We start from the raw sequence: 20672 nt of genomic DNA, 5'->3' as shown, positions 1-20672 counted from the left end.
TCTGCCGCGCCCAGCGCTTCCAACGTTCCCCCCGGTCGGTGACCCCACCGTCGGGGGCCGTCCGGGGACGATTACATCAGACCCCGCCGCCCCTCACGGCCGCCGGGCGTAGCAGAACAGATGCTCCTCCGGCACGGCCGACGGTTCGTCGGGGCGGAACTGGGAGACGGCGTGGTGCAGGACGTCCAGGCCGCACTCCTCGCGCAGCAGGCGTACGTACTCCTCGGCGGAGAAGCTGGAGACCCGGGCCCGGCGGCCCATCCAGACGATCTCGACGTCTTCCACGTCGGCCGGGACGGTCGCGCTGACCAGGAGGCCGCCCGGCCTCAGCCAGGACGCCATCCGGCGCAGCGAGTCGGCCGCCCCGGCGCGGTCCATCATCAGGAGCGGGAAGAAGGCGCAGACGGCGTCGAAGCCGCCCTCCGGGCCGGTGAACTCCCGTACGTCGCGCCGCTCGAAGCGGGCGCCGGGGACCTGCCGGCGGGCCAGGTCCACCATGGTGCCGGACACGTCGATGCCGGTGACCGCGTGCCCGGCGCGGTCGAGGAGCTCGGCCACCGGCCGGCCGGTGCCGCTGCCGACGTCCAGGACCCGGGCGCCCCGGGGGAGCCGGTCGAGCAGCCAGCCGACGGCGGCCAGCTGCTCGGGAAGGTGCCCGAAGGCCTTCTCGTACCCGATCCCGACCTCGTCGAACAGCTCCTCGGCCGTCAGCGCCCGCTCTTCGCTCATGTCGCTCCCCTCCCGCGGGCCGGCGGCCCGATCGCGGACCGCCTACCCAGCGGAGGCTCGGCGCATGTCGGTGGGCCGGGGGGCGCGGCGGCCATCGGCTGCTGCTCCGCGGGCTCCCCGTTCGGCGGGCGTCCGGCGCCCTCCGCGCGCTCCCGCCGGTTGCGTGGGCGGACCGCCGCCGGTGGGTGGCCGAAACAGCGCGGCCCCGCTGTTTCGCACCGCTCGTTCGGCGGAGGCTCACGCGCGCCCCCGCCCTCGCCTGCGACGGGCCGTGACCTGACTCGTTTTCAAGAGCGCCTGTCCGATGGTGAGTTGCGTGAGGGGCGTACGGCGGGCCGCGCGCGCCCCGGCGCACTCTCCCGAATGGCTCGAAAGTCGTCGTTGCCCGGATAAACCCCGGCAGAAGCAAGATCACTGCTTCGAGGTAACGCCGCCGAACTGGCTGGGCAGGCCTCCTCTCGCGGCGGTTAGTGTTCCCCCGGATCTGGACGGAATCCCAGAGATTGTGTCGGTTTTTCCTCTTTTCAAGGAGCGCTCGTCCCATGACCGTTGAGACCGGCCCGGAGATGGAGCTGGAGCCGTCGCGGCCGCAGTCCAGCCTCAGCACCGCGGCAGCCCGGAACCTCGCCACCACGACCAAGTCCGCCCCGCAGATGCAGGAGATCACCTCCCGGTGGCTGCTGCGCATGCTCCCCTGGGTGGAGACGAAGGGCGGCGCCTACCGGGTGAACCGCCGACTCAGCTACACCGTCGGCGACGGCGTCATCGAGTTCGTGCAGGACGGCGCCTCCGTCCGGGTCATCCCCCGGGAGCTCGGCGAACTCGCCCTGCTGCACGGCTTCGAGGACGAGGACGTGCTGCGGGCGCTCGCCGACCGCTGCGTCCAGCGCGACTTCCGCGCCGGCGAGGTCCTCGTCGAGCGCGGCGCCGCCGCCGACCAGATTCACCTCATCGCGCACGGCCGGATCAGCCAGACCTCGGTCGGCAAGTACGGCGACGAGGTCGCCGTCGCGGTCCTCGCCGACGGCGACCGGTTCGGCGAGAACGCCCTCCTGGACGCCGACGCCACGTGGGACTACACCGCCACCGCCGAGACCCCCGGCACCCTGCTCACCCTCTCCCGCTCCGACTTCGCCGCCGTGCAGGCGCAGGCGCCCGCGCTCGCGCAGCACATCAGCGAGTTCAGCGCGCTGCCCGGGCAGCGGCAGAACAAGCACGGCGAGGCCGAGATCGCCATGTCCGCCGGTCACGTCGGCGAGGCCGAGCTCCCCGGCGCCTTCGTGGACTACGAGCTCAAGCCGCGCGAGTACGAGCTCTCCGTCGCCCAGACGGTCCTCAAGGTCCACACCCGGGTCGCCGACCTCTACAACGGCCCGATGAACCAGACCGAGGAACAGCTCCGGCTCACGATCGAGGCGCTCCGCGAGCGCCAGGAGAACGAGCTGATCAACAACCGCGAGTTCGGTCTGCTCCACAACGCCGACTTCAAGCAGCGGATCCAGACCCACTCGGGCCCGCCCACCCCGGACGACCTCGACGAACTGCTCTGCCGCCGCCGCGGCACGAAGTTCCTCTTCGCCCACCCGAAGACCATCGCGGCGATCGGGCGCGAGTTCAACAGCCGCGGGCTCTACCCGGACCACGTCGACGTCGGCGGCCAGTCCGTCCCGGCCTGGCGCGGGGTCCCGATCCTGCCCTGCAACAAGATCCCGATCAGCAACGAGCAGACCAGCTCGATCATCGCCATGCGTACCGGCGAGGACAACCAGGGCGTCATCGGCCTGCGCCAGACCGGTCTGCCGGAGGAGTACGAGCCGGGTCTGTCGGTGCGCTTCATGGGCATCAACGAGCAGGCGATCATCTCGTACCTGGTCACCACCTACTACTCCGCCGCGATCCTCGTGCCCGACGCGCTCGGCGTACTGGAGAACGTGCAGATCGCCCGCAGGCGCGACTAGGGCCCAGGCGGATACCCGCTCGTCCGAGGGCCGCGCCCGGCCGGGCCCACCCGGGCCGGGGCGGCCCCCTCATCCCCGCAAGGAGCCACGGATGCCCGACCCCGGGCTTTCCCCGCTGCCCGGCCCGCCCTCCGCCCCCTTCCGGTCCGCGTCGGCCACGGTTACGGCCCCGGCGCCGGTCGACGTGACCCTCGCCCCGGCGCCGGCCGAGGCGCCCGTACCGCCCGAGTCCGCCATCGAGCGCATCCTGCGCGGGCCCAGCGGTCTGGGCACCACGGCACTCTCCCTGGCCCGGCGTCCGGCACCGCCGGAGGCGCCGCCCGCGGCCGGAGCCGTACCGGACGCCGTGCCCGGAGCCGTACCCGAGGTGGCACCGGAGGCGGTGGCCGAGGCCGTGGCCGAGGTGCTGTCCGCGTCCGGGACCACGGCCGACCAGGGCACGCCCATCCCCGGCCTGTACTTCCACCCGATCGCCGAGCCGGACCCGGCCCGGGTGGCGGAGGTCAGCCGCCGGATCAAGGAATGGGCGGTGGACGAGGTCCAGGCGTACCCCCCCGAGTGGGAGGACCAGTTCGACGGCTTCTCCGTCGGGCGCTACATGGTCGCCTGCCACCCGGACGCGCCGACCGTCGACCACCTCATGGCCGCCACCCGTCTGATGGTCGCCGAGAACGCGGTCGACGACTGCTACTGCGAGGACCACGGCGGCTCGCCGATCGGCCTCGGCAGCCGGCTGCTGCTCGCGCACACCGCCCTCGACCCGCTGCACACCACGGCCGAGTACGCGCCGGCCTGGCGCGAGTCGCTGGAGTCGGACGCGCCGCGGCGGGCCTACCGCTCGGCGATGGAGTACTTCGACCAGCTGGCGACGCCGTCCCAGTCGGACCGCTTCCGGCACGACATGGCGCGGCTGCACATGGGCTACCTCGCCGAGGCGGCCTGGGCCGAGACCGACCACGTGCCCGAGGTGTGGGAGTACCTGGCGATGCGCCAGTTCAACAACTTCCGCCCCTGTCCCACCATCACCGACACCGTCGGCGGCTACGAACTGCCGGCGGACCTGCACGCCACCCCCGCCATGCAGCGGGTCATCGCGCTCGCCGGGAACGCGACCACCATCGTCAACGACCTGTACTCCTACACCAAGGAGCTGGCCAGCCCCGGCACGCATCTCAACCTGCCCGTGGTGATCGCCGAACGCGAGGGCGTCTCCGCCAAGGAGGGCTATCTGAAGGCCGTCGAGGTCCACAACGACCTCATGCACGCCTTCGAGGCCGAGGCCGCCGCACTGGCCGCCGCCAACCCCGTGCCCACCCTGCTGCGCTTCCTGCGCGGCGTGGCCGTGTGGGTCGACGGCAACCACTACTGGCACCAGACCAACACCTACCGCTACAGCCTGCCCGACTTCTGGTAAGCACCCGCGACCCGACGTCCGGCAAGAAACGGATCTCTCTGTGACCACCGAGCTGACCCCCACCGACGCCTCCACGATCATCCCCGGCCCCGCGAACCCGTACCAGGGCGACATCGCCCGCTACTGGAACGCCGAGGCCCGGCCGGTGAACCTGCGCCTCGGTGACGTGGACGGCCTCTACCACCACCACTACGGCATCGGCGAGATCGACCATGCCTCCCTCGGCACCCCCGAGGACAGTGAGTACGAGAAGAAGCTCATCACCGAGCTGCACCGCCTGGAGTCGGCCCAGGCCGAGGTCCTCCTCGACCACCTCGGCCCGATCACCGCCGAGGACACCCTCGTCGACGCCGGCTGCGGCCGCGGCGGTTCGAGCGTGATGGCCCACCAGCGCTTCGGCTGCAAGGTCGAGGGTGTCACCCTCTCCTCCACCCAGGCCGAGTTCGGCAACAAGCGCGCCCGCGAGCTGGGCATCGACAGCCACGTGCACGCCCAGGTCTGCAACATGCTCGACACCCCGTTCGAGAAGGGCAGCATCGCCGCCTCCTGGAACAACGAGTCCAGCATGTACGTCGACCTCGACGACCTGATGGCCGAGCACTCCCGCTTCCTGCGGATCGGCGGCCGCTACGTCACCATCACCGGCTGCTGGAACCCCAAGTACGGCCAGCCCTCCAAGTGGGTCTCCCAGATCAACGCCCACTTCGAGTGCAACATCCACTCCCGCCGCGAATACCTGCGCGCCATGGCCGACAACCGGCTGGTCCCGAACGCGGTCGTCGACCTGACCGCCGCGACCCTCCCGTACTGGGAGCTGCGCGCCACGTCCTCGCTGGTCACCGGCATCGAGGAGGCCTTCATCGAGTCGTACAAGGACGGCTCCTTCCAGTACCTCCTGATCGCCGCCGACCGCGTCTGATCCGCCGCCCCACCGGCGGAAGAGAGGCCGGGCCCGTCCAGCGGACGGGCCCGGCCGTTTTCGCGCGGGCCGGGGCGGGCAGCCGCCGGGCTGAAGGGGGTCGTCGTACGGCCGGGGCGGTGGTGAGCGAGATGGCCCGACCCGTGTGGACCGGGGTGCTGAGCTTCGGCCTGGTGAGCGTGCCCGTCGGTCTGTACACCGCCACCTCCGCGCACACCCTGCGCTTCCACCAGCTGCAGCGCGGCACCTCCGACCGGATCCGCAACCGGCGGGTGAACGAGCGGACCGGCGAGGAGGTCGAGCTCGGCGACATCGTGAAGGGCTTCGACGCGGGGGACGCGTACGTCCTCGTCGAACCCGACGAGCTCGACGAGATCGCGCCGGGCCGCTCGAAGGCGCTGGAGATCAGCGGATTCGTGGACCTGGAGGCGATCGACCCGATCTACTTCGACCGGACCTACTACCTCGGGCCGAAGACCGGTGAGTACGCCAAGGTCTACGGCCTCCTGGAGCGGGCGCTCGCGAAGGCGGGCCGGGCGGGGGTGGCGACCTTCGTGATGCGCGGCCGGGAGTACCTGGTGGCGCTCAAGTCCGAGGACGGCATCCTCACCCTGCACACGCTGCACTGGGCCGACGAGATCCGGGATCCGCGCGAGGAGATCCCCGACCTCCCGACGGGACGGACGAAGGCCGGCGCCAAGGAGATGCGGATGGCCGAGCAGCTCATCGACGCGCTCGCCATGGACTGGGAGCCCGAGGAGTTCCACGACACCTACCGCGACAAGGTCGCCGACCTGATCAAGGCGAAGAAGGCGGGCGAGACCGTCGAGAAGGCCGAGCCCGCGGCCGAGGCCACCCATGTGATCGACCTGACCGAGGCCCTGCGCGCGAGCGTCGAGCGCGCCCGCGGCAAGGGGAAGGGCAAGCGGAAGAAGTCCGGGCTCACGGAGCTGACCAAGGCCGAGCTGTACGAGCGGGCCGCGGCGGCCGGGATCCCCGGGCGTTCCGGCATGAAGCGCGACGAGCTGATCGAGGCCCTGGAGCAGGCCGGCGAGAAGGCCGCCTAGCGCCCTGGCGCCGCCTCACGAATCCCCGGGTTTCTCCCCTCCCGGGGCTTCCCAGGGCTTCTCCCAGAGCTTCTCCCGGTGCCCCGGTCCGGGCCCGTGCCCGGTGTCCCCGGGCACCCCGGGCATCCTCCGTTCCTCCGGATCCGGCGGCTTGTCCGGCTCCTCCCGGCCCTCGCGCCGGCCGGGTTCGGGGAGCATGCCCGGGTGGCCGGACTCGTCCGGGATCAGCGGTTCCTCCGGCATGAACACCCGCAGGGCGCGCTCGGTCTGCTCCGGGTCCGGCACCGTGACGGCGACCCGGGCGAAGGGCGCCTCCGGGGCCAGGTCCATCCAGAGGACCGGTGACTCGGCGCGTACGGCGACGAAGTCCGTACCGGCCGGGCCGTGGCGGCGGCCCACGCAGCGGCCCGGCAGCCACAGGCCCCGGCCCGCGGTGCCGCGCAGCACCCGCCACCAGCTGGGGTCGACGCCGAGGGCGCGCAGCGCGGCGACGGGCACGCGGATCGTGCGGCGCCGTGCGGCCAGGGCCTCGCGCGGTCCGAGGCGGACCACGATCTCCGTTCCTTCCACCGTCACACGCGTCACGGCCTGCTCACCCGCCTTCGTCCAGGGCGCCTTCGTCCAGAGCGCCTTCGTCCAGGTCGGCGAGCCGGCGCCGGGCCGCCGCCGCGGAGTGCCCCCGTGGCGGGTTCCGCCATGCCGTGCGGTCGAGCAGCTCGTCGGCGTCCCGCAGGGTCCAGCGGCGCGCGGTCAGACCGGGGTCGTCCAGCTCCGCCCAGTCCAGCGGTGCCGCGACCGGGGCGCCGGGCCGGGCCCGTACGGCATAGGGGGCGACGGCGGTCTGGCCGTAGCCGTTGCGCTGGACGTCCAGGTAGAGGCGCTCGCCACGGTCCTTCTTCCGGGCCGCGGTGGTCAGTTCGTCCGGGTGCCGGGCGGCGAGCAGATCGGCGACCTCGCCGGCGAAGGCCCGTACCTCGTCGAAGGTGTTCCGGCGCAGCAGCGGCACCACCACATGCAGGCCGCGCGATCCGGTGGTCATCAGCAGGGAGGGCAGCTCAAGCTCGTCGAGCAGCGCGTGCATACGGCGGGCGGTGCGGCGCACCGCCTCGAAGTCGTCGCCCGGCGGGTCGAGGTCGAAGACCAGCCGGTCCGGGTGGTCGGGGCGGTCGGCGCGGGACAGCCAGCGGTGCGGGGTGACGCAGGCCTGGCCGGCCAGATAGACGAGGGTGGCGGCGTCCTCGCAGAGGACGTAGGTGACGGTGCCGTCCGCCTTGGGCAGCTCGGCGTGGGCGATCCAGTCGGGGAAGTGCTCGGGGAGGTCCTTCTGCATGAAGCCGGAGTCGTCGATGCCGTCGGGATGCCGCTCCAGCATCAGCGGGCGGCCGCGCAGCTGCGGCACCATGCGCCGGGCGATCCGCCGGTAGTAGGCGGCCAGATCGGCCTTGGTCAGCCCGTCGTCCGGGAACAGCACCTTCTCCGGCCGGGGCACCTCGACCCTGCGCCGGCCGGCCCGGACGGTCATGACGTGCTCCCGGCGACCTGCCGCAGGGTCCGGCCGGTACGGGCCGACCGGGCGCGGTGCGGATCGGTGCCGCCGTCGTCCGCCCGGGCCCGCCGGTCGGCGCGCTTGACCAGCAGCCACGCCTCCCGGCCGGTGCCGTCGCCGCGGATCCGGGTCAGGGCGAAGCCGCCGTGGAGTTTGCGCCCGTCCAGCCAGAAGGACGCGTGTCCGGCGTCGAGCGCCTCGGCGAACGGGACCTCCTTGCCGTGCCGGTCCTCCGACAGGTTCCGGTAGGTGCCCTCGTCCCAGACGATGACCGTGCCGGCTCCGTACTCGCCGGGCGCGATCACGCCCTCGAAGGCGCGGTACTCCAGCGGATGGTCCTCGGTCGGCATCGCAAGCCGTTTGTCCTGCGGATCGGCCGACGGGCCCTTGGGCACGGCCCAGGACCGCAGCACCCCGTCCACCTCCAGGCGGAAGTCGAAGTGCAGCGCCGTCGCGTCGTGGATCTGGACCACGAACGAGGGCGGCCCGCCCGGAGCGGCGGCTTCGTCCTCGCCCCGCGGCTCCTCGGTCCGGGAGAAGTCCCGCCGGCGGTGGTACTCCTTCAGCGCGTGTGCGCTCGGCCTGTGCTTGGGACTCACGGCCGCCTCCTCACGGCGTGGCATCGGCCCCCGTCACCCGGCGGGTACCCGGGATGCCGCGACCTAGACCACGGCCCGGTCGTCGGCCGCCCGGCGGATCGTGCAGTGCAGCGAGTCGTCGAGGACGTCGGCGACGATCGTGTCGCCCGGGTCGGCCTCGCCGGAGAGCAGCAGGGTGGCGATGCGGTTGTCGAGCTCGGTCTGGATGGTGCGGCGCAGCGGACGGGCGCCGAACTCCGGCTGGTAGCCGTGCGCGACCAGGAGCTTCTTCGCCGCCTCGGTGACCTCCAGCCTCAACCCCTGGGCGTGGACCCGGTGCTCGCTGCGGTCCAGGAGGTGTTCGACGATCCGGGTGAGGTCCTGCTCGGTGAGGCTGTGGAAGACGATGATGTCGTCGATGCGGTTGAGGAACTCGGGCAGGAAGCGGCCCCGCAGGTCCTCCATCAGCTCGTCCTTCAGCTCCGCCGCGTCGCCCTGGTGCGCGAGGATGCGGTGCGCGCCGATGTTGGACGTCATGATGACGACACAGTGCCGGAAGTCCACCGTGCGGCCCTGACCGTCCGTCAGGCGCCCGTCGTCCAGGATCTGCAGGAGGGTGTTGAAGACGTCGGGGTGCGCCTTCTCCACCTCGTCGAAGAGCACCACGCTGTACGGCTGGCGGCGCACCTTCTCGGTGAGCTGGCCGGCCTCCTCGTACCCCACGTATCCGGGCGGCGCGCCGACGAGCCGGGCGACGGTGTGCTTCTCCTGGAACTCGCTCATGTCGAAGCGGATCATGCGGTTCTCGTCGCCGAACAGCAACTCCGCGAGGGTCTTGGCGAGTTCGGTCTTGCCGACGCCGGTGGGGCCGAGGAAGAGGAAGGAGCCGACCGGGCGGTTCGGGTCGCCCATGCCCGCGCGGTTGCGGCGCACCGCCTCGGAGACGGCGGTGACGGCCTCGTCCTGGCCGACGATCCGGGCGTGCATCTCCTCCTCCAGCTTGAGCAGGCGTTCCTTCTCGCTGGTGGTGAGCTGGGAGACCGGGATGCCGGTGCGGCGGGACACGATGTCGGCGATGTCGGAGGCGGTCACCGACACGACGCCCTCGCGCCGCTCCTCGATGCCCGCCAGCTCGCCCTCCACCTCGGCGATCTGCTTCTTCAGCTCGGAGGCCCGCTCGAACTCCTCGCTCGCGACGGCCTGGTCCTTCTCCCGGCGCAGCTTCGCCAGCCGGTCCTCGCGGCTGATCACCTCGGTGGAGCGGCCCGCGCTGCGCAGCCGGACCCGGGCGCCCGCCTGGTCCATCAGGTCGATCGCCTTGTCGGGCAGGAAGCGGTCGCTGATGTAGCGGTCGGACAGCTCGGCCGCCGCCGCGAGGGCGCCGTCGGCGAACCGGACCTGGTGGTGGGCCTCGTACGCGTCGCGCAGCCCTTCGAGGATCTGCACGGTCTCCTCGACCGTCGGCTCGGGGATCAGGACCGGCTGGAAGCGGCGCTCCAGGGCCGCGTCCTTCTCGACGTGCTTGCGGTACTCGTCGATGGTGGTCGCGCCCACCACGTGCAGCTCGCCGCGGGCCAGGGCCGGCTTGAGCATGTTGCCCGCGTCCATCGAGCCCTCGCCGGTCGCGCCCGCGCCGACCACGGTGTGCAGTTCGTCGATGAAGAGGATGATCTCGCCCTCGGCCTGCTGCACGTCCTCGATGACCTTCTTCAGACGCTCCTCGAACTGGCCGCGGTACTGCGCGCCCGCCACCATCCCGGACAGGTCGAGCGAGACCACCCGCTTGTCCTTGAGGGTGTCCGGCACCTCGCCCGCCACGATCCGCTGGGCCAGGCCCTCCACGATGGCGGTCTTGCCGACGCCCGGCTCGCCGATGAGCACCGGGTTGTTCTTGGAGCGGCGGGACAGGATCTCCACCGTCTGCTCGATCTCGTCGGCCCGCCCGACCACCGGGTCGAGCCTCCCGGCCCGCGCCTCCTCGGTGAGGTCCCGGCCGAACTCGTCCAGGGTGGTCGCCGGCTGCTTCGGCGCCGCCACCGGCGCGCTCTCCGGCCGGGACGCCTGCTCCGCGAGACCGCGCAGCTTCTGCACGTCCAGGTCCTCGGCCCGCAGGAAGCGCGTCGCGCCGGAGTCCGGGTCGCGCAGCAGCGCGCCGAGGATGTGCTCGGGACCGATGTACGAGACGCCCGCGGCCTGCGCGTACGCGTGCGCGGCGGCCAGGGTCCGCTTGGCCGCCGGGGTGAGCCCCGGCTCCGCGGACGGCGCGCCGGACTCGCGGGGCAGCACCGCGGAGATCTGCTCGGCGAGCTTGTCCGGGTTCACCCCCGCCTCGGACAGGATCCGGCGGGAGGTCTCCACCTGCGTCGCCGCCCACAGCAGGTGCTCCGTGTCGAGGTCGTCCGTGCCGTCCTCCACGGCCCGCCGGGCCGCCCGGCTGACCAGCTCGCGCGAGGACTCGGTGAGCAGACGTCCGATCGGCACGCGCTGGACCGCCGGGGGAGAGGAGGCCGGAGACATCCCGAAGAAGCGGTTCAGCAGGTCGCTGAAGGCCTCGGAGGAACCGAAGGGATCGGACGGGCCGAAGGGGGAACCGAACGCCATCGACATCTGCTGCTCCTGAGGATCTGCTGCTCCTGAGGGGGTGGGGGCATCCCCACTCAAACCCGGCCACTCGCACCCCGCAAGCGGGTCGGCACGCCCCGACGGCCGGATGACCCGCACGCCCGAACCCCGGGTGCGGGGCGGTGGGGGCGTGGTTACGCTGGCCGCGATTCCGGCGCCCGAAGAGTGCGGGAACGCCCGGTTCGGTCAAGTGTCTCCAGGGAGTCGTGTGAGCAGCCCCCAGCCCGTCCTCGCCCCTCCCGCGAAAGCCGCCGTCTTCCTGGTGGCCACCGTGAACCCCGGCGGCGAGGCCGCGGTGCGCGACGCCCTCGACGGGCTCGCCGGACTCGTCCGCTCCGTCTCCTTCCGCGCGCCCGAGGACGGGCTCACCGGCATCGTCGGCATCGGCGCCACCGTCTGGCCCCGGCTCTTCGACGCACCGCCGCCGGCCGGCCTGCACCCCTTCCGGGAGCTGCGCGGCCCCCGCCACCACGCCCCCAGCACCCCCGGCGACCTGCTCCTGCACGTACGCGCGGTGCGCATGGACCTCTGCTTCGAGCTGACCCGCCTCGTCGCGGCGAGCCTCGGCGACGCCGTCACCGTCGTCGACGAGGTGCACGGCTTCCGCTACTTCGACGAGCGCGACCTGCTCGGCTTCGTCGACGGCAGCGAGAACCCGCAGGGCCGGGCGGCGGCCGAGGCGGTCCACGTGGGCGACGAGGACCCCGGGTACGAGGGCGGCGCCTATGTCACCGTCCAGAAGTACGTGCACGACCTGACGGCCTGGGACGCCCTCCCCGTCGAGGAGCAGGAACGGATCATCGGCCGCACCAAGTCCGCCAACGTCGAACTCGCCGACGACGTCAAACCCGCCGACTCGCACGTGGCGGTCAACACGATCGTCGACGCCGACGGCACCGAGCGGCAGATCCTGCGCGACAACATGCCCTTCGGAAGCATCGGGAGCGGCGAGTTCGGCACCTACTTCATCGGCTACTCCCGCACCCCCGAGGTGACCGAGCGGATGCTCGACCGGATGTTCCTCGGCGAGCCGCCGGGCGCCACCGACCGCATCCTCGACTTCTCCACGGCCGTCACCGGCTGCCTCTTCTTCGTCCCGAGCGCCGACTTCCTCGACGTCCTGCCCGACCCGCCGCACCTCGCCGCCGCCACGGCCGGCCCGCCGGCCGTACCCGCCGGTTCGCTCGGCATCGGCAGCCTGAAAGGAGCCTGACCGCCATGACGCCTCCCGGCGACCCCACCGCCCTCGACAACCTGCACCGCGAACTCGCCCCGGTCACCGCCGCGGCCTGGGAACAGATCGAGGAGGAGGCCCGGCGCACCTTCCGCCGCCATGTCGCCGGCCGCCGCGTCGTCGACGTGCCCGACCCGGCCGGGCCCGGCCTCGCGGCCGTCGGCACCGGCCACCTCGCCGGCATCGACGCGCCCGCCCCCGGCGTCACCGCCCGGCTGCGCGAGGCCAAACCCGTGGTCGAGCTGCGCGTGCCGTTCACCGTCAGCCGCGAGGCCGTCGACGACGTGGAGCGCGGCGCCAACGACTCCGACTGGCAGCCCGTGAAGGACGCCGCCCGGGCCATGGCCTTCGCCGAGGACCGGGCCGTCTTCGACGGCTACCCGGCCGCCGGCATCGACGGCCTGCGCGAACGCAGCTCCAACCCGGTCCTCGGCCTGCCCACCGAACCCCGCGACTACCCCGACGCCGTCAGCCGGGCCCTCACCGCGCTCCGGCTCGCCGGCGTCGACGGCCCCTACGCCCTGCTGCTCAGCGCGGACGACTACCGGGCCGTCAGCGAGACCTCCGACCACGGCTACCCGATCGCCGCCCACCTCGCCCGGATGCTGGACGCCCCGCCGATCTGGGCCCCCGCCGTCACCGGCGCCTTCGTCCTGTCCCTGCGCGGCGGCGACTTCGAACTGCGCCTCGGCCAGGACCTGGCCATCGGCTACACCGCCCACGACGCCGACAGCGTCGAGCTGTACTTCCAGGAGACCTTCGCCTTCCTCGCGTACACCGACGAGGCCGTCGTCGTCCTCGAACACTGAGGCGGAGCGCGGAGCGCCGGACCGGACCGGACCGGGCCCGGCTCAGGCGCCGACGGAGACCACGACCGCGTTCATCGGGCCGCCGGGCGTGCGGTACGTGACGGTGTCCCCGGCCCGCCGGCCGAGCAGCGCGGCGCCGAGCGGGCTGTCCGAGGTCACCAGGGCCGGGTCGTCGGCGTCCGCCGGCTCACCGACGTGCACCGTCGACTCGCCGCCGTCCTCGAAACGCACGGTGACGGTGGAACCCACCCCCACCGCGTCCGCGGACGGCGCTCCGGCGACGGCGGCGCCGCGCACCCGCTCCTCGATCCGGGCGATGCGCTCGTCGAGCCGGGCGACCTCGTCGGCGCGCTGCAGCTCGTCCGCCTCGTCGGCCCGGTCGCCGACCGCGTCGTCCCCGCCCCTCAGGGTGACGGCCACCGCGGCGCGCTCGGTGCGCAGCTCGGCCAGTTCCCGCCGGAGCGCCCGGAGGGCGTCGGCGCTGATCGGCTGGGGACCGTCGGTCATGGCTGCTCCCGTCGAAGGGGTGGGGGCGGGTCGTCTCCATTACCGCACCGCCCGCCACACCCGGCAATCCGGACGCGCCCCCGCCCCCGGCGGCGGCGTTCTACGATCGAGGGGTGATCAAAGGCGTCATGTTCGACTTCTCCGGCACCCTGCTGTGCGTCGAGTCCATCGCCCACTGGCTGGACGCCGTCCTCGCCGAGACCGAGGTCGGACTGTCCGGCGACGAGTTCGCCCACACCGTGGAGCGGCTCACCTACCACGGCGCCATGCCCGGCGGGCCGAACCCGCAGCGGGTGCCCGCCCGGCTGGAGCGGCTCTGGGCGGAGCGGGACCTCGACGCCGAGCGGCACCGCGCCGCGTACACCGCCCTGATCCGCGAGGCCGGCGTCACCGACCCGGTCCTCGTCGACGCCCTCTACGCACGGCACATGACGCCCGAGGCCTGGCACCCCTACCCCGACACCGCGCGCACCCTCGGCGAGCTCAGCCGCGGCGGCGTCTCCGTCGCCGTGGTCAGCAACATCGGCTGGGACCTGCGGCCGGTGTTCCGCGCCCACGGGCTCGACCGGTGGGTCGACGTCTACGCCCTCTCCTTCGAGGTCGGCGTCCAGAAGCCGGACCCCGGGATCTTCCGCTTCGCCTGCGAACGGCTCGGCCTCGCCCCCGCCGAGACCCTGATGGTCGGCGACGACCGGCGCGCCGACGGCGGCGCCGAGGCGCTCGGCGCCCGGGTGCACTTCGTCGACCACCTCCCGGTCGACCGGCGCCCGCACGGCCTGCTCCCGGTCTTCGGCCTGCTCGGCGACACCGCCTGAGGCCCGTACGAGCGGCCGTGTCCGCCCCCGTACCGCTCACACCCAGTTGACCTCGGCCTCCGCGAGCAGCGGATCGTCCTCCAGCTCCCACAGCGGCACCGCCACGTTCCCGGTCCGGTAGCGCCCGCCGTAGTGCAGGCCGAGGACCCGGTGGTCGGTGAGGTCGAAGACCGGGGAACCGCTGTTGCCGCCCAGGGTGGAGCAGTCGTGCCCCATCACCAGACCGCCGGGCGTGAACTCGGTCGCCATGCCCGGCTGCAGCCGCTTCACGTTGTAGACGTCCATGAAGATCCGCCGCATCGACTCCGGCTCGTTGCGCCGCCCGTCCCAGGCCGGATAGCCGATCACGTACACCGGCCGGCCCGGCACGCTCGCCGGGGCGTCCGCCGCGACCGCCAGCGGGGTCGGCAGCGGCTCGCCGTCCGGCGGCGCGATCCGCAGCAGGGCCAGGTCCACGTCCGGGTGGATGCCGATCACCCCGGTGATCTCGTACGGCAGGGGGCCGGCGGCCGGCACCGGTCCGGGCGCCTGGTGCGCGGGCAGCTCCTCGCCCGGGTCGACCCGGGCCGTCATGCCCTGCTGGAAGGACCAGCCCGCGCCCTCGGCCCGGCTGAACTCGGCGGCCACGTGCCGATTGGTCATCACCGCCTCCGGACCGACGAGGAAGGCCGTGCCGATCCAGTCCAGGTTCGGATGCCCGGTGACCTCCACCCGCCCCACCCGGGCGATCGACTCGCGGATCGCGGTCCGGGACGCGTCGAGCACCGACCAGTCGCCCGGCTGCGGCGGGAAGTCCTGCCCCTGCACCAGGATCGCGGGCCGGCCCTCCAGGAGGACGATCGCCTCCACCCCGAAGTACTCGTCCTCGTCGATCTCGTCCGCCCGGTCCGCGGCCAGCTTCTCCAGCCCGGTGACGCCCGCCTCCAGGACCCGGGCCCGCTCCTCCTGGGCGAAGCGCCCGATCTCGGCGGCCGGGGCGACGCCCGGCGGCAGCTCCTGCGCGGACTCCTGGATCTCCAGCTCCGCCTCAAGCCGGCTCCGTACCCGGGCCGCCACGGCGCCGAGATCGCCGAAGACCTGCTCGGGGCCGGTCGCCACCGGGGACCCGGTGTGCGAGCCGCTGCGTGATCCGTAACCCATCTCCCGTCACCTCCGCCCGCCGCCCGCGGGCGGCTCCGTCGTCGGCGGCTCAGTCCTCCTCCGGCGGCAGCGCCGCCTGCGCCGCCATGATCTCCTCGTACAACTCCCGTCGGCTGTCCCGCAGATGGGCCAGGATCCGGCTCAGCTGGGTGCCGACGTTCACCACCGTCGTGCTGCGGCCCTGGTACTCGACGCCGTTGACCCGGCGGGCCCCGCGGTGCAGGGCGACGACCGTCCAGCGGTCGGTGAAGACCGGCGAGCCGGAGGAGCCGCCCTGGGTGTCGGTGAAGTAGGCCAGGCTGTCCTCGTTCACCTGGTAGACCAGGTTGTTGCGCAGCGCGACCCGCTTCGGCATGCCCTTGGGGTGCTGGATGATGTTGACCGCCTGGGCGTCGCCGGCCCGGTTCTCGAACGGATCGGTCGCCACCCGCAGCACCTGCCGCTCCGGCTGAGCCTCCGTCAGACGCAGGACCGCGTAGTCGAGTTTCGGGTCCCAGGCGACCAGGGCGGCGGCCGTCGCCTCCTCCGTCTCGGCCTGGTCGGCGCCGTAGTCGAAGCGCGAGCGGGAGTTGCGCACCTGGAGCAGGAGGTCGTCCTCGGCGGCCTGCGCGCGGCCGCCGCCGATGCCGTTGCGGGCGTTCACCACATGGTGGTTGGTGACCAGGAGCCCGGGCGCGATCAGCCAGCCCGTGCCGACGTGCGGGTACGCGGGATGCAGCGGCCGGCCCGCCTCGTACGGCGGCACCGTGACCCGGGCGACCGCGCCGCCCGCGAGGAAGCCCTCGTGCAGGAACTCGAAGGGCACCATGTCGTCGCGCACGACGATCTCCTCCAGGGAGTCCACCGACAGGAACTCCGCCGGGAGTTCGGGCTCGCCCGCCGCGTCGCGCACCACATGGTCCAGGGCCGCCTGGAACACGGCGACCGCCGCCGGGTCGGCGGCGAGCCGGATCGCGTTGCGCAGCCACAGCTCCAGCGGCACCTCGCCCTCCATCAGGCGCTCCACCCGGTTCATCGTCCGCAGGTCGGACTGGATCTGCTTGAAGGGGGTGGGCTGCGGCAGCAGCGCCATCCAGAAGTGGTCCTTGATCCCCGCGAACAGCCGCCCGCGCATCGCCCGGTCGGCGAGCCCTGCCTCCATCGCCGCGTTCTCCACGCCGAGCAGCGCGTCGGAGTCGAGGTACGGCTCCTTGCGCCAGGCCGCCTCCGCCTGGTCCGGCGGCGGGGTGAGCCCCACGAGCTCCGTGCCGCCCGGCACCGGCCCGTAGCCCGGGCCCGCGAGCGCCGAGCCCGCGTCCACGGCCTCCGCCACCCCGAGCAGCAGATCCCCGCTGCGGTCGCTCAGCGTCAGCGCCCGCCAGGCCAGGCTGTCCAGGGTGCCGTGCCGGCGGGCCTCGCGCAGCGCCTCCTCGACCTGGTCCGGCGGCATCGGCGCACCGCCACCGCCCTGACCGCCGGCGACCGGCTCCGCCGAGGCCGAACGGGCGCCCGCCGCGGCCGAGTCCAGGATCCTGGCCAGCGGCTCGCGCAGCTGCGGCTCGTCCGCCATCGCCGCCTCGAACCGGCGGGCAAGGGCCGCCACCACCGCCTCGTCGTCCTCCGGCAGGCCCACGAGCCGCAGCGTGCGGGCCAGCGCCGGCGGGTCCACCCGACAGGCCGACACGGCCGCCGCCCGGGCGAGCGCCGGCTGCCGGGCCAGATCCTCGTCGGGCAGCCCGCGCAGCCGCCGGGCGAGCCGCGCGTCGGTGTCGCCGGAGTCCGCGTCGGCGGCCGCCGCGAGCCGCGAGCGGGCCACCAGGACGCCGATCGACTCGTACGGCAGGCCGAGGCCGGCCGCCACCCCCTCCGCCTCCTGCAGATCGCGGTCCGCGTCCGCGAAGTCGCCCGCGTCCTGCGCCAGCCGGGCCGACAGCTGCAGCAGTTCGAGCCGGGTCTCCGCGCACCCCGCCTCCGCCGCCCGGTCCACCGCCCGCTCCGCCGTCTCCCGGGCGTCCGCCGTCCGCCCCGACCGGGCCAGGGTCTCCACCAGGAGCGCGTGCAGCCGGCTGCACGGCGTCCACGGCTGCCGCTCGGCGAGCCGGCGGGCCGCGGCCTCCACGTACCCCTGGGTCAGCAGGTCCTCGACCTCGCGCGCCGCGATCCGCTCCCAGTCCTCCTGCTCGGCCCCGGCCATCACCTGGTCGGGCACGTGCCCGCCGATCCGGCCGAGCAGGAAGGCCGCCGAACGCGGCGCCATGTCCCGGTCCGCGCCCACCAGGTGCGCCTCCACCCCGGAGCGCCAACGCGCCTCGACCGTACGGGGGTTCTCGCCGAGCCGCAGCCGGTGGTAGATCTCCTCGGCCCGGTCGCGGACCGTGTCGCGGGCCGCGTAGTACGCCACCGCCCGGGTGTCCACGGCCCGCATCAGATCCGTACGGGCGCCGTCGGACAGCCGCAGCATGATGGACCGCAGGTCCGGGCGGTGCCGGATGGCCAGCGGCCCCGCCGACTCCATCAGGTCGAGCCGCGAGGTGAGGAGACCGAAGAACCGGCCCGCCTCCGCCGTCGACGGCACCGCCACCCCGGCGGGCCCCGCGAGCACCTCCCGCACCAGGTCCGGCGTGATCACCCGCAGCGCGAGCCCCGCCTGGACGAGGGCCCGCAGCTCCGGGTCGGCGATGTGCTTGAGCAGCCGGTCGTACAGAGTGCCCTGGATCAGCATCTGGTCCACGCTGGTGTGCAGCCTGCGGCGCGCGGTGAGCCCGCTGAGCAGCTCGCCGAGCGACTCCGTGTCCGCGCCGAGGGACAGCGCGGTGCGCGCCGCGAGCCGCAGGCTCAGCGGATGCCCGCCGACCCGCGCGTACAGACCGCGCGCCACCGACTCGTCGTCGATGCCCGCGGACATCAGCAGATCGACCGACGCCTGCTCGTCCAGCTCCGTCAGCTCCATGTCACGCGGTACGACGACCCGCGCCGGGTGGTCGATCGGCGCCCGCCCCGCGACCACGAACCGCAGCCGCGGATACGCCGCCCGCAGCGCCGTCCACACCGCCCACATCCGGGAGATGAGCGGCGAGCCGCGGTACTGCGCCTCCTCGAACGAGTCCACCGCGATGACCAGCGGCGGCTCCATCGCGCCCGGCGGCACCGCGACCGCCTTCGCGACCAGGCTCGCCAGCTCGCGCGCCAGGTCCTGCTCGCGGGCGCTGGCCCGGGCGTGGAAGCCGGCCGAGTAGTCCCGCCCGTAGGTGGCGCGGGTCGCCGAGAGCCGCGACAGCTCGTCGAGCTGACTGCGCTCGCCGCGCTGCACTCCGGCGGTCCGCCCGCAGCGCTCGGCGAGCGCGTCGAAGGCCTCCCGGTGCTCCGGGTACTGGATGCCCAACTGACGCGCCGACTCGGCGATGACGGTGGCCGGTTCATGGATCGAGAGGGTGGGCCGCTCGAAGTCGATGCAGGCGAACGGGAACCCGTCCGGCGCGGCCTCCTTCAGGGCATCCAGGAGGAACCGGGCGAGCAGCGTGCTCTTCCCGATCCCGCCGATCCCGTGCAGCAGCACGGGCGGCTCGGCCGGCTCGGCCGGCAGTGCCAAGTAGGCCCGCAGCGAGTCCAGTTCACGGCTCCGGCCGTGGAACGTGTCCCGTACGAGCAGCCGCAGCGGCTGCAGCAGCCGGGCCCGCTCAAGGCGCCGCTGCACCTCCTCGACGGAGGGCAGCAGACCGCCGGTCCCCGGCACCTGCCCGAGCCACAGCACCGCCTGGAGCAGGTCGGACAACTGCTCCACGTCCGCGTCGGGGGGTACGGCCGCGGGCGCGCCGGACAGCAGGGCGAGGGCCGCCCGGGCGACCCCCGGCTCCGCATCGGGGCCGGGCGCGTTCGCCGCGAGGGCCCGCCGGGCGGCCTCCGGGCCGGTGAGGCCGCGCAGGGCCTCCGTGCGCACCTCGGGGGTCAGGGTCCAGCGGACGGAGCGCTGGGGGGCCGCCGAGGCCGTGCAGTCGTCGACGAGTTCGAGCGCCGCGCGGCCGCCGGCCTCGCGTTCGTCGGGGAGCCGGAGCTCCGCCGGGTCGAAGGATTCGAGGAGGCAGGCCGCCTCGCGGTAGGCGCGCCGGAGTTCGGGCAGTGCGGTGACCACGGGGGCGGCGGGGGAGCGGAGGCCGGTGCGCAGCCGAGTGAGGTAGTCCTCGCCGGGTGCGAGGGCGAGCCGGATCCGTACCGCCTGCTCGGTCGCCGTGCACAGCCGCCGCATCGGGCTGTCCCCGGGCACGCCGCCGGGCTCGTCCCCGGGGCCGGCCGCCTCGGCCGCGCGCAGCACCTCGTCGGCGGCGTCGGTCACAAGCCCGGGAGACAGCGGGCCCCCGGCCTCGCGGAGGAACTTCCCGAAGAAGTCCCGCAGTTCGTCCGGGCCGGCCGGGACCGCCGTGTCCCGGCACTCGTTGTTCCTGATGTCGTACGGGAGTTGGTGCAGCGTCGTCTCGTAGCCGAGCAGCACGAGCCGCGGCACCGTCTCCTTCCGCACCGGAGTGTGCTCGTAGATCGCGAGCGCGAGCTTGCCGATGCAGTCGAAGACGTCGGAGTTCGGGTCGAGCGCGTCGCACTCGTCGAGCACCAGCCAGAAGCGGTCCTCGGCGGCCGTCGCCCGGCTCACGATCCGGTGCACCGCGTCGTCGATCGACGGCAGTGGATCGTTCAACCGTGTCGGATTCAACGGGAATCCGTCCGCCTCCGGGCCCGCCACGAACTCCCAGAGCCGCGCCACCAGCCGCTCCGCCGTCGAGGTGCGCGCCAGGGTGACCCGTACCGGACGGAACCCGCGGTGCTGCCCCAGGTGCCGGATCAGCCGGTAGGTGTACGAGCGCCCGCTGTCCGGCTCGCCGTCCACCACCAGGACCGTCTGCTCCGGGTCCGCCACGAAGCGGCGCAGCGTCTCGCGCAGCTCCGCGCGCCCCAGGAACACCTCGGTGCCGTGCCGGAGGACCACCGCCTCGAAGGGGTCGGCCGCCGCGTCCCGGGCGGCCTCCTCGTCCTCCCGCAGCCGCCCGAGCAGCGCCCGCACCTCCATGCCCCGCCCCACCGCGTCGGCGGCGTCGAGCCGGTCCAGGGCGTCCAGGCGGGCCAGCGCGTCGAGCAGCCGCCGTTGCTGGGCCACGTCCCGGCGGGCGGCGCCGACGATCAGCCGCGCGTTGGCGTCGCGGTCCGGGGTGAGCGGCAGACTCGTGACGAAGTCCGTGGTCAGCGAGGTGCCGAGGAGCCTGGTCCGGGGATCCGGATCGTCCAGGAGATGGTCCCGCACCCAGCTGGTGACGAGGCCCCACTCCGTCTCGGTGAGCGGCATGACGCACCTGCCCGGGCGTCCCTGCG

The 20672-nt window shown here is 73.6% G+C and carries 15 protein-coding genes; 7 read left to right on the top strand and 8 right to left on the bottom strand.

Annotated elements, in window-relative coordinates:
* Positions 1–93 precede the first annotated feature (93 nt).
* Positions 94–729: a bifunctional 2-polyprenyl-6-hydroxyphenol methylase/3-demethylubiquinol 3-O-methyltransferase UbiG gene (locus KV205_RS06970; protein WP_265863046.1), complete on the bottom strand. Its 636-nt coding sequence runs from the start codon at positions 727–729 to the stop codon at positions 94–96.
* A gap of 542 nt (positions 730–1271) precedes the next feature.
* Between KV205_RS06970 and KV205_RS06965 the strand changes: the two genes are divergently transcribed.
* The 4 genes from KV205_RS06965 (at position 1272) to KV205_RS06950 (ending at position 6087) form a co-directional block, all read left to right on the top strand.
* Entirely contained in the window at positions 1272–2687 is a 1416-nt protein-coding gene (locus tag KV205_RS06965) for a family 2B encapsulin nanocompartment shell protein (protein WP_265863044.1), read from the top strand.
* Between the two features lie 91 nt (positions 2688–2778).
* The gene (locus KV205_RS06960; RefSeq protein WP_265863042.1) at positions 2779–4101 is read left to right on the top strand and encodes a family 2 encapsulin nanocompartment cargo protein terpene cyclase; all 1323 of its coding nucleotides are present in this window, start codon (positions 2779–2781) and stop codon (positions 4099–4101) included.
* A gap of 40 nt (positions 4102–4141) precedes the next feature.
* Positions 4142–5020, top strand: a complete 879-nt coding sequence (locus KV205_RS06955; RefSeq protein WP_265863041.1) for a geranyl diphosphate 2-C-methyltransferase — start codon at positions 4142–4144, stop codon at positions 5018–5020.
* A 131-nt stretch (positions 5021–5151) separates the two neighbouring features.
* On the top strand, positions 5152–6087 hold the full coding sequence (locus KV205_RS06950) for a Ku protein (RefSeq protein ID WP_265863040.1): 936 nt from the start codon (positions 5152–5154) through the stop codon (positions 6085–6087).
* Between the two features lie 15 nt (positions 6088–6102).
* On the opposite strand, the gene KV205_RS06945 is transcribed toward KV205_RS06950, so the two are convergent.
* The 4 genes from KV205_RS06945 to KV205_RS06930 form a co-directional block, all read right to left on the bottom strand.
* Positions 6103–6672: a hypothetical protein gene (locus KV205_RS06945; RefSeq protein ID WP_265863039.1), complete on the bottom strand. Its 570-nt coding sequence runs from the start codon at positions 6670–6672 to the stop codon at positions 6103–6105.
* A 7-nt stretch (positions 6673–6679) separates the two neighbouring features.
* Positions 6680–7609, bottom strand: a complete 930-nt coding sequence (gene ligD, locus KV205_RS06940) for a non-homologous end-joining DNA ligase (RefSeq protein WP_265863038.1) — start codon at positions 7607–7609, stop codon at positions 6680–6682.
* The gene (locus KV205_RS06935; protein ID WP_265863037.1) at positions 7606–8232 is read right to left on the bottom strand and encodes a DNA polymerase ligase N-terminal domain-containing protein; all 627 of its coding nucleotides are present in this window, start codon (positions 8230–8232) and stop codon (positions 7606–7608) included. The genes ligD and KV205_RS06935 overlap by 4 nt, the downstream gene beginning before the upstream one ends.
* A 63-nt stretch (positions 8233–8295) precedes the next feature.
* Positions 8296–10818 carry an ATP-dependent Clp protease ATP-binding subunit gene (locus tag KV205_RS06930; protein ID WP_265863036.1) on the bottom strand — a complete coding sequence of 841 codons (2523 nt, stop codon included), beginning with the start codon at positions 10816–10818 and terminating at the stop codon, positions 8296–8298.
* Positions 10819–11041: 223 nt separating this feature from the next.
* On the opposite strand from KV205_RS06930, the gene KV205_RS06925 reads away from it, so the two are divergent.
* Positions 11042–12046 carry a Dyp-type peroxidase gene (locus KV205_RS06925; RefSeq protein WP_265863035.1) on the top strand — a complete coding sequence of 335 codons (1005 nt, stop codon included), beginning with the start codon at positions 11042–11044 and terminating at the stop codon, positions 12044–12046.
* A gap of 5 nt (positions 12047–12051) precedes the next feature.
* On the top strand, positions 12052–12876 hold the full coding sequence (locus tag KV205_RS06920) for a family 1 encapsulin nanocompartment shell protein (protein ID WP_265863034.1): 825 nt from the start codon (positions 12052–12054) through the stop codon (positions 12874–12876).
* Between the two features lie 42 nt (positions 12877–12918).
* Here the strand turns inward: KV205_RS06920 and KV205_RS06915 are convergent, their stop codons facing one another.
* On the bottom strand, positions 12919–13383 hold the full coding sequence (locus KV205_RS06915; protein ID WP_265863033.1) for a GreA/GreB family elongation factor: 465 nt from the start codon (positions 13381–13383) through the stop codon (positions 12919–12921).
* Positions 13384–13511: 128 nt separating this feature from the next.
* Here KV205_RS06915 and KV205_RS06910 point away from each other — a divergent pair, with 128 nt between their 5' ends.
* A complete protein-coding gene (locus KV205_RS06910) occupies positions 13512–14198 on the top strand; it encodes an HAD family hydrolase (RefSeq protein WP_265863296.1) in 687 nt (228 codons plus the stop codon).
* 36 nt (positions 14199–14234) lie between these two features.
* Here the strand turns inward: KV205_RS06910 and KV205_RS06905 are convergent, their stop codons facing one another.
* A complete protein-coding gene (locus tag KV205_RS06905) occupies positions 14235–15338 on the bottom strand; it encodes a serine protease (RefSeq protein ID WP_265863032.1) in 1104 nt (367 codons plus the stop codon).
* Positions 15339–15387: 49 nt separating this feature from the next.
* Positions 15388–20646 (bottom strand): trypsin-like peptidase domain-containing protein, encoded by a 5259-nt coding sequence (locus KV205_RS06900; protein WP_265863029.1) that lies wholly within the window; start codon positions 20644–20646, stop codon positions 15388–15390.
* Positions 20647–20672 lie beyond the last annotated feature (26 nt).

Origin of the sequence: Streptomyces sp. SKN60, from assembly GCF_026236535.1 — a bacterium.
GTDB lineage: Bacteria > Actinomycetota > Actinomycetes > Streptomycetales > Streptomycetaceae > Streptomyces.
This window is presented reverse-complemented; position numbering and strand designations above follow the sequence as displayed.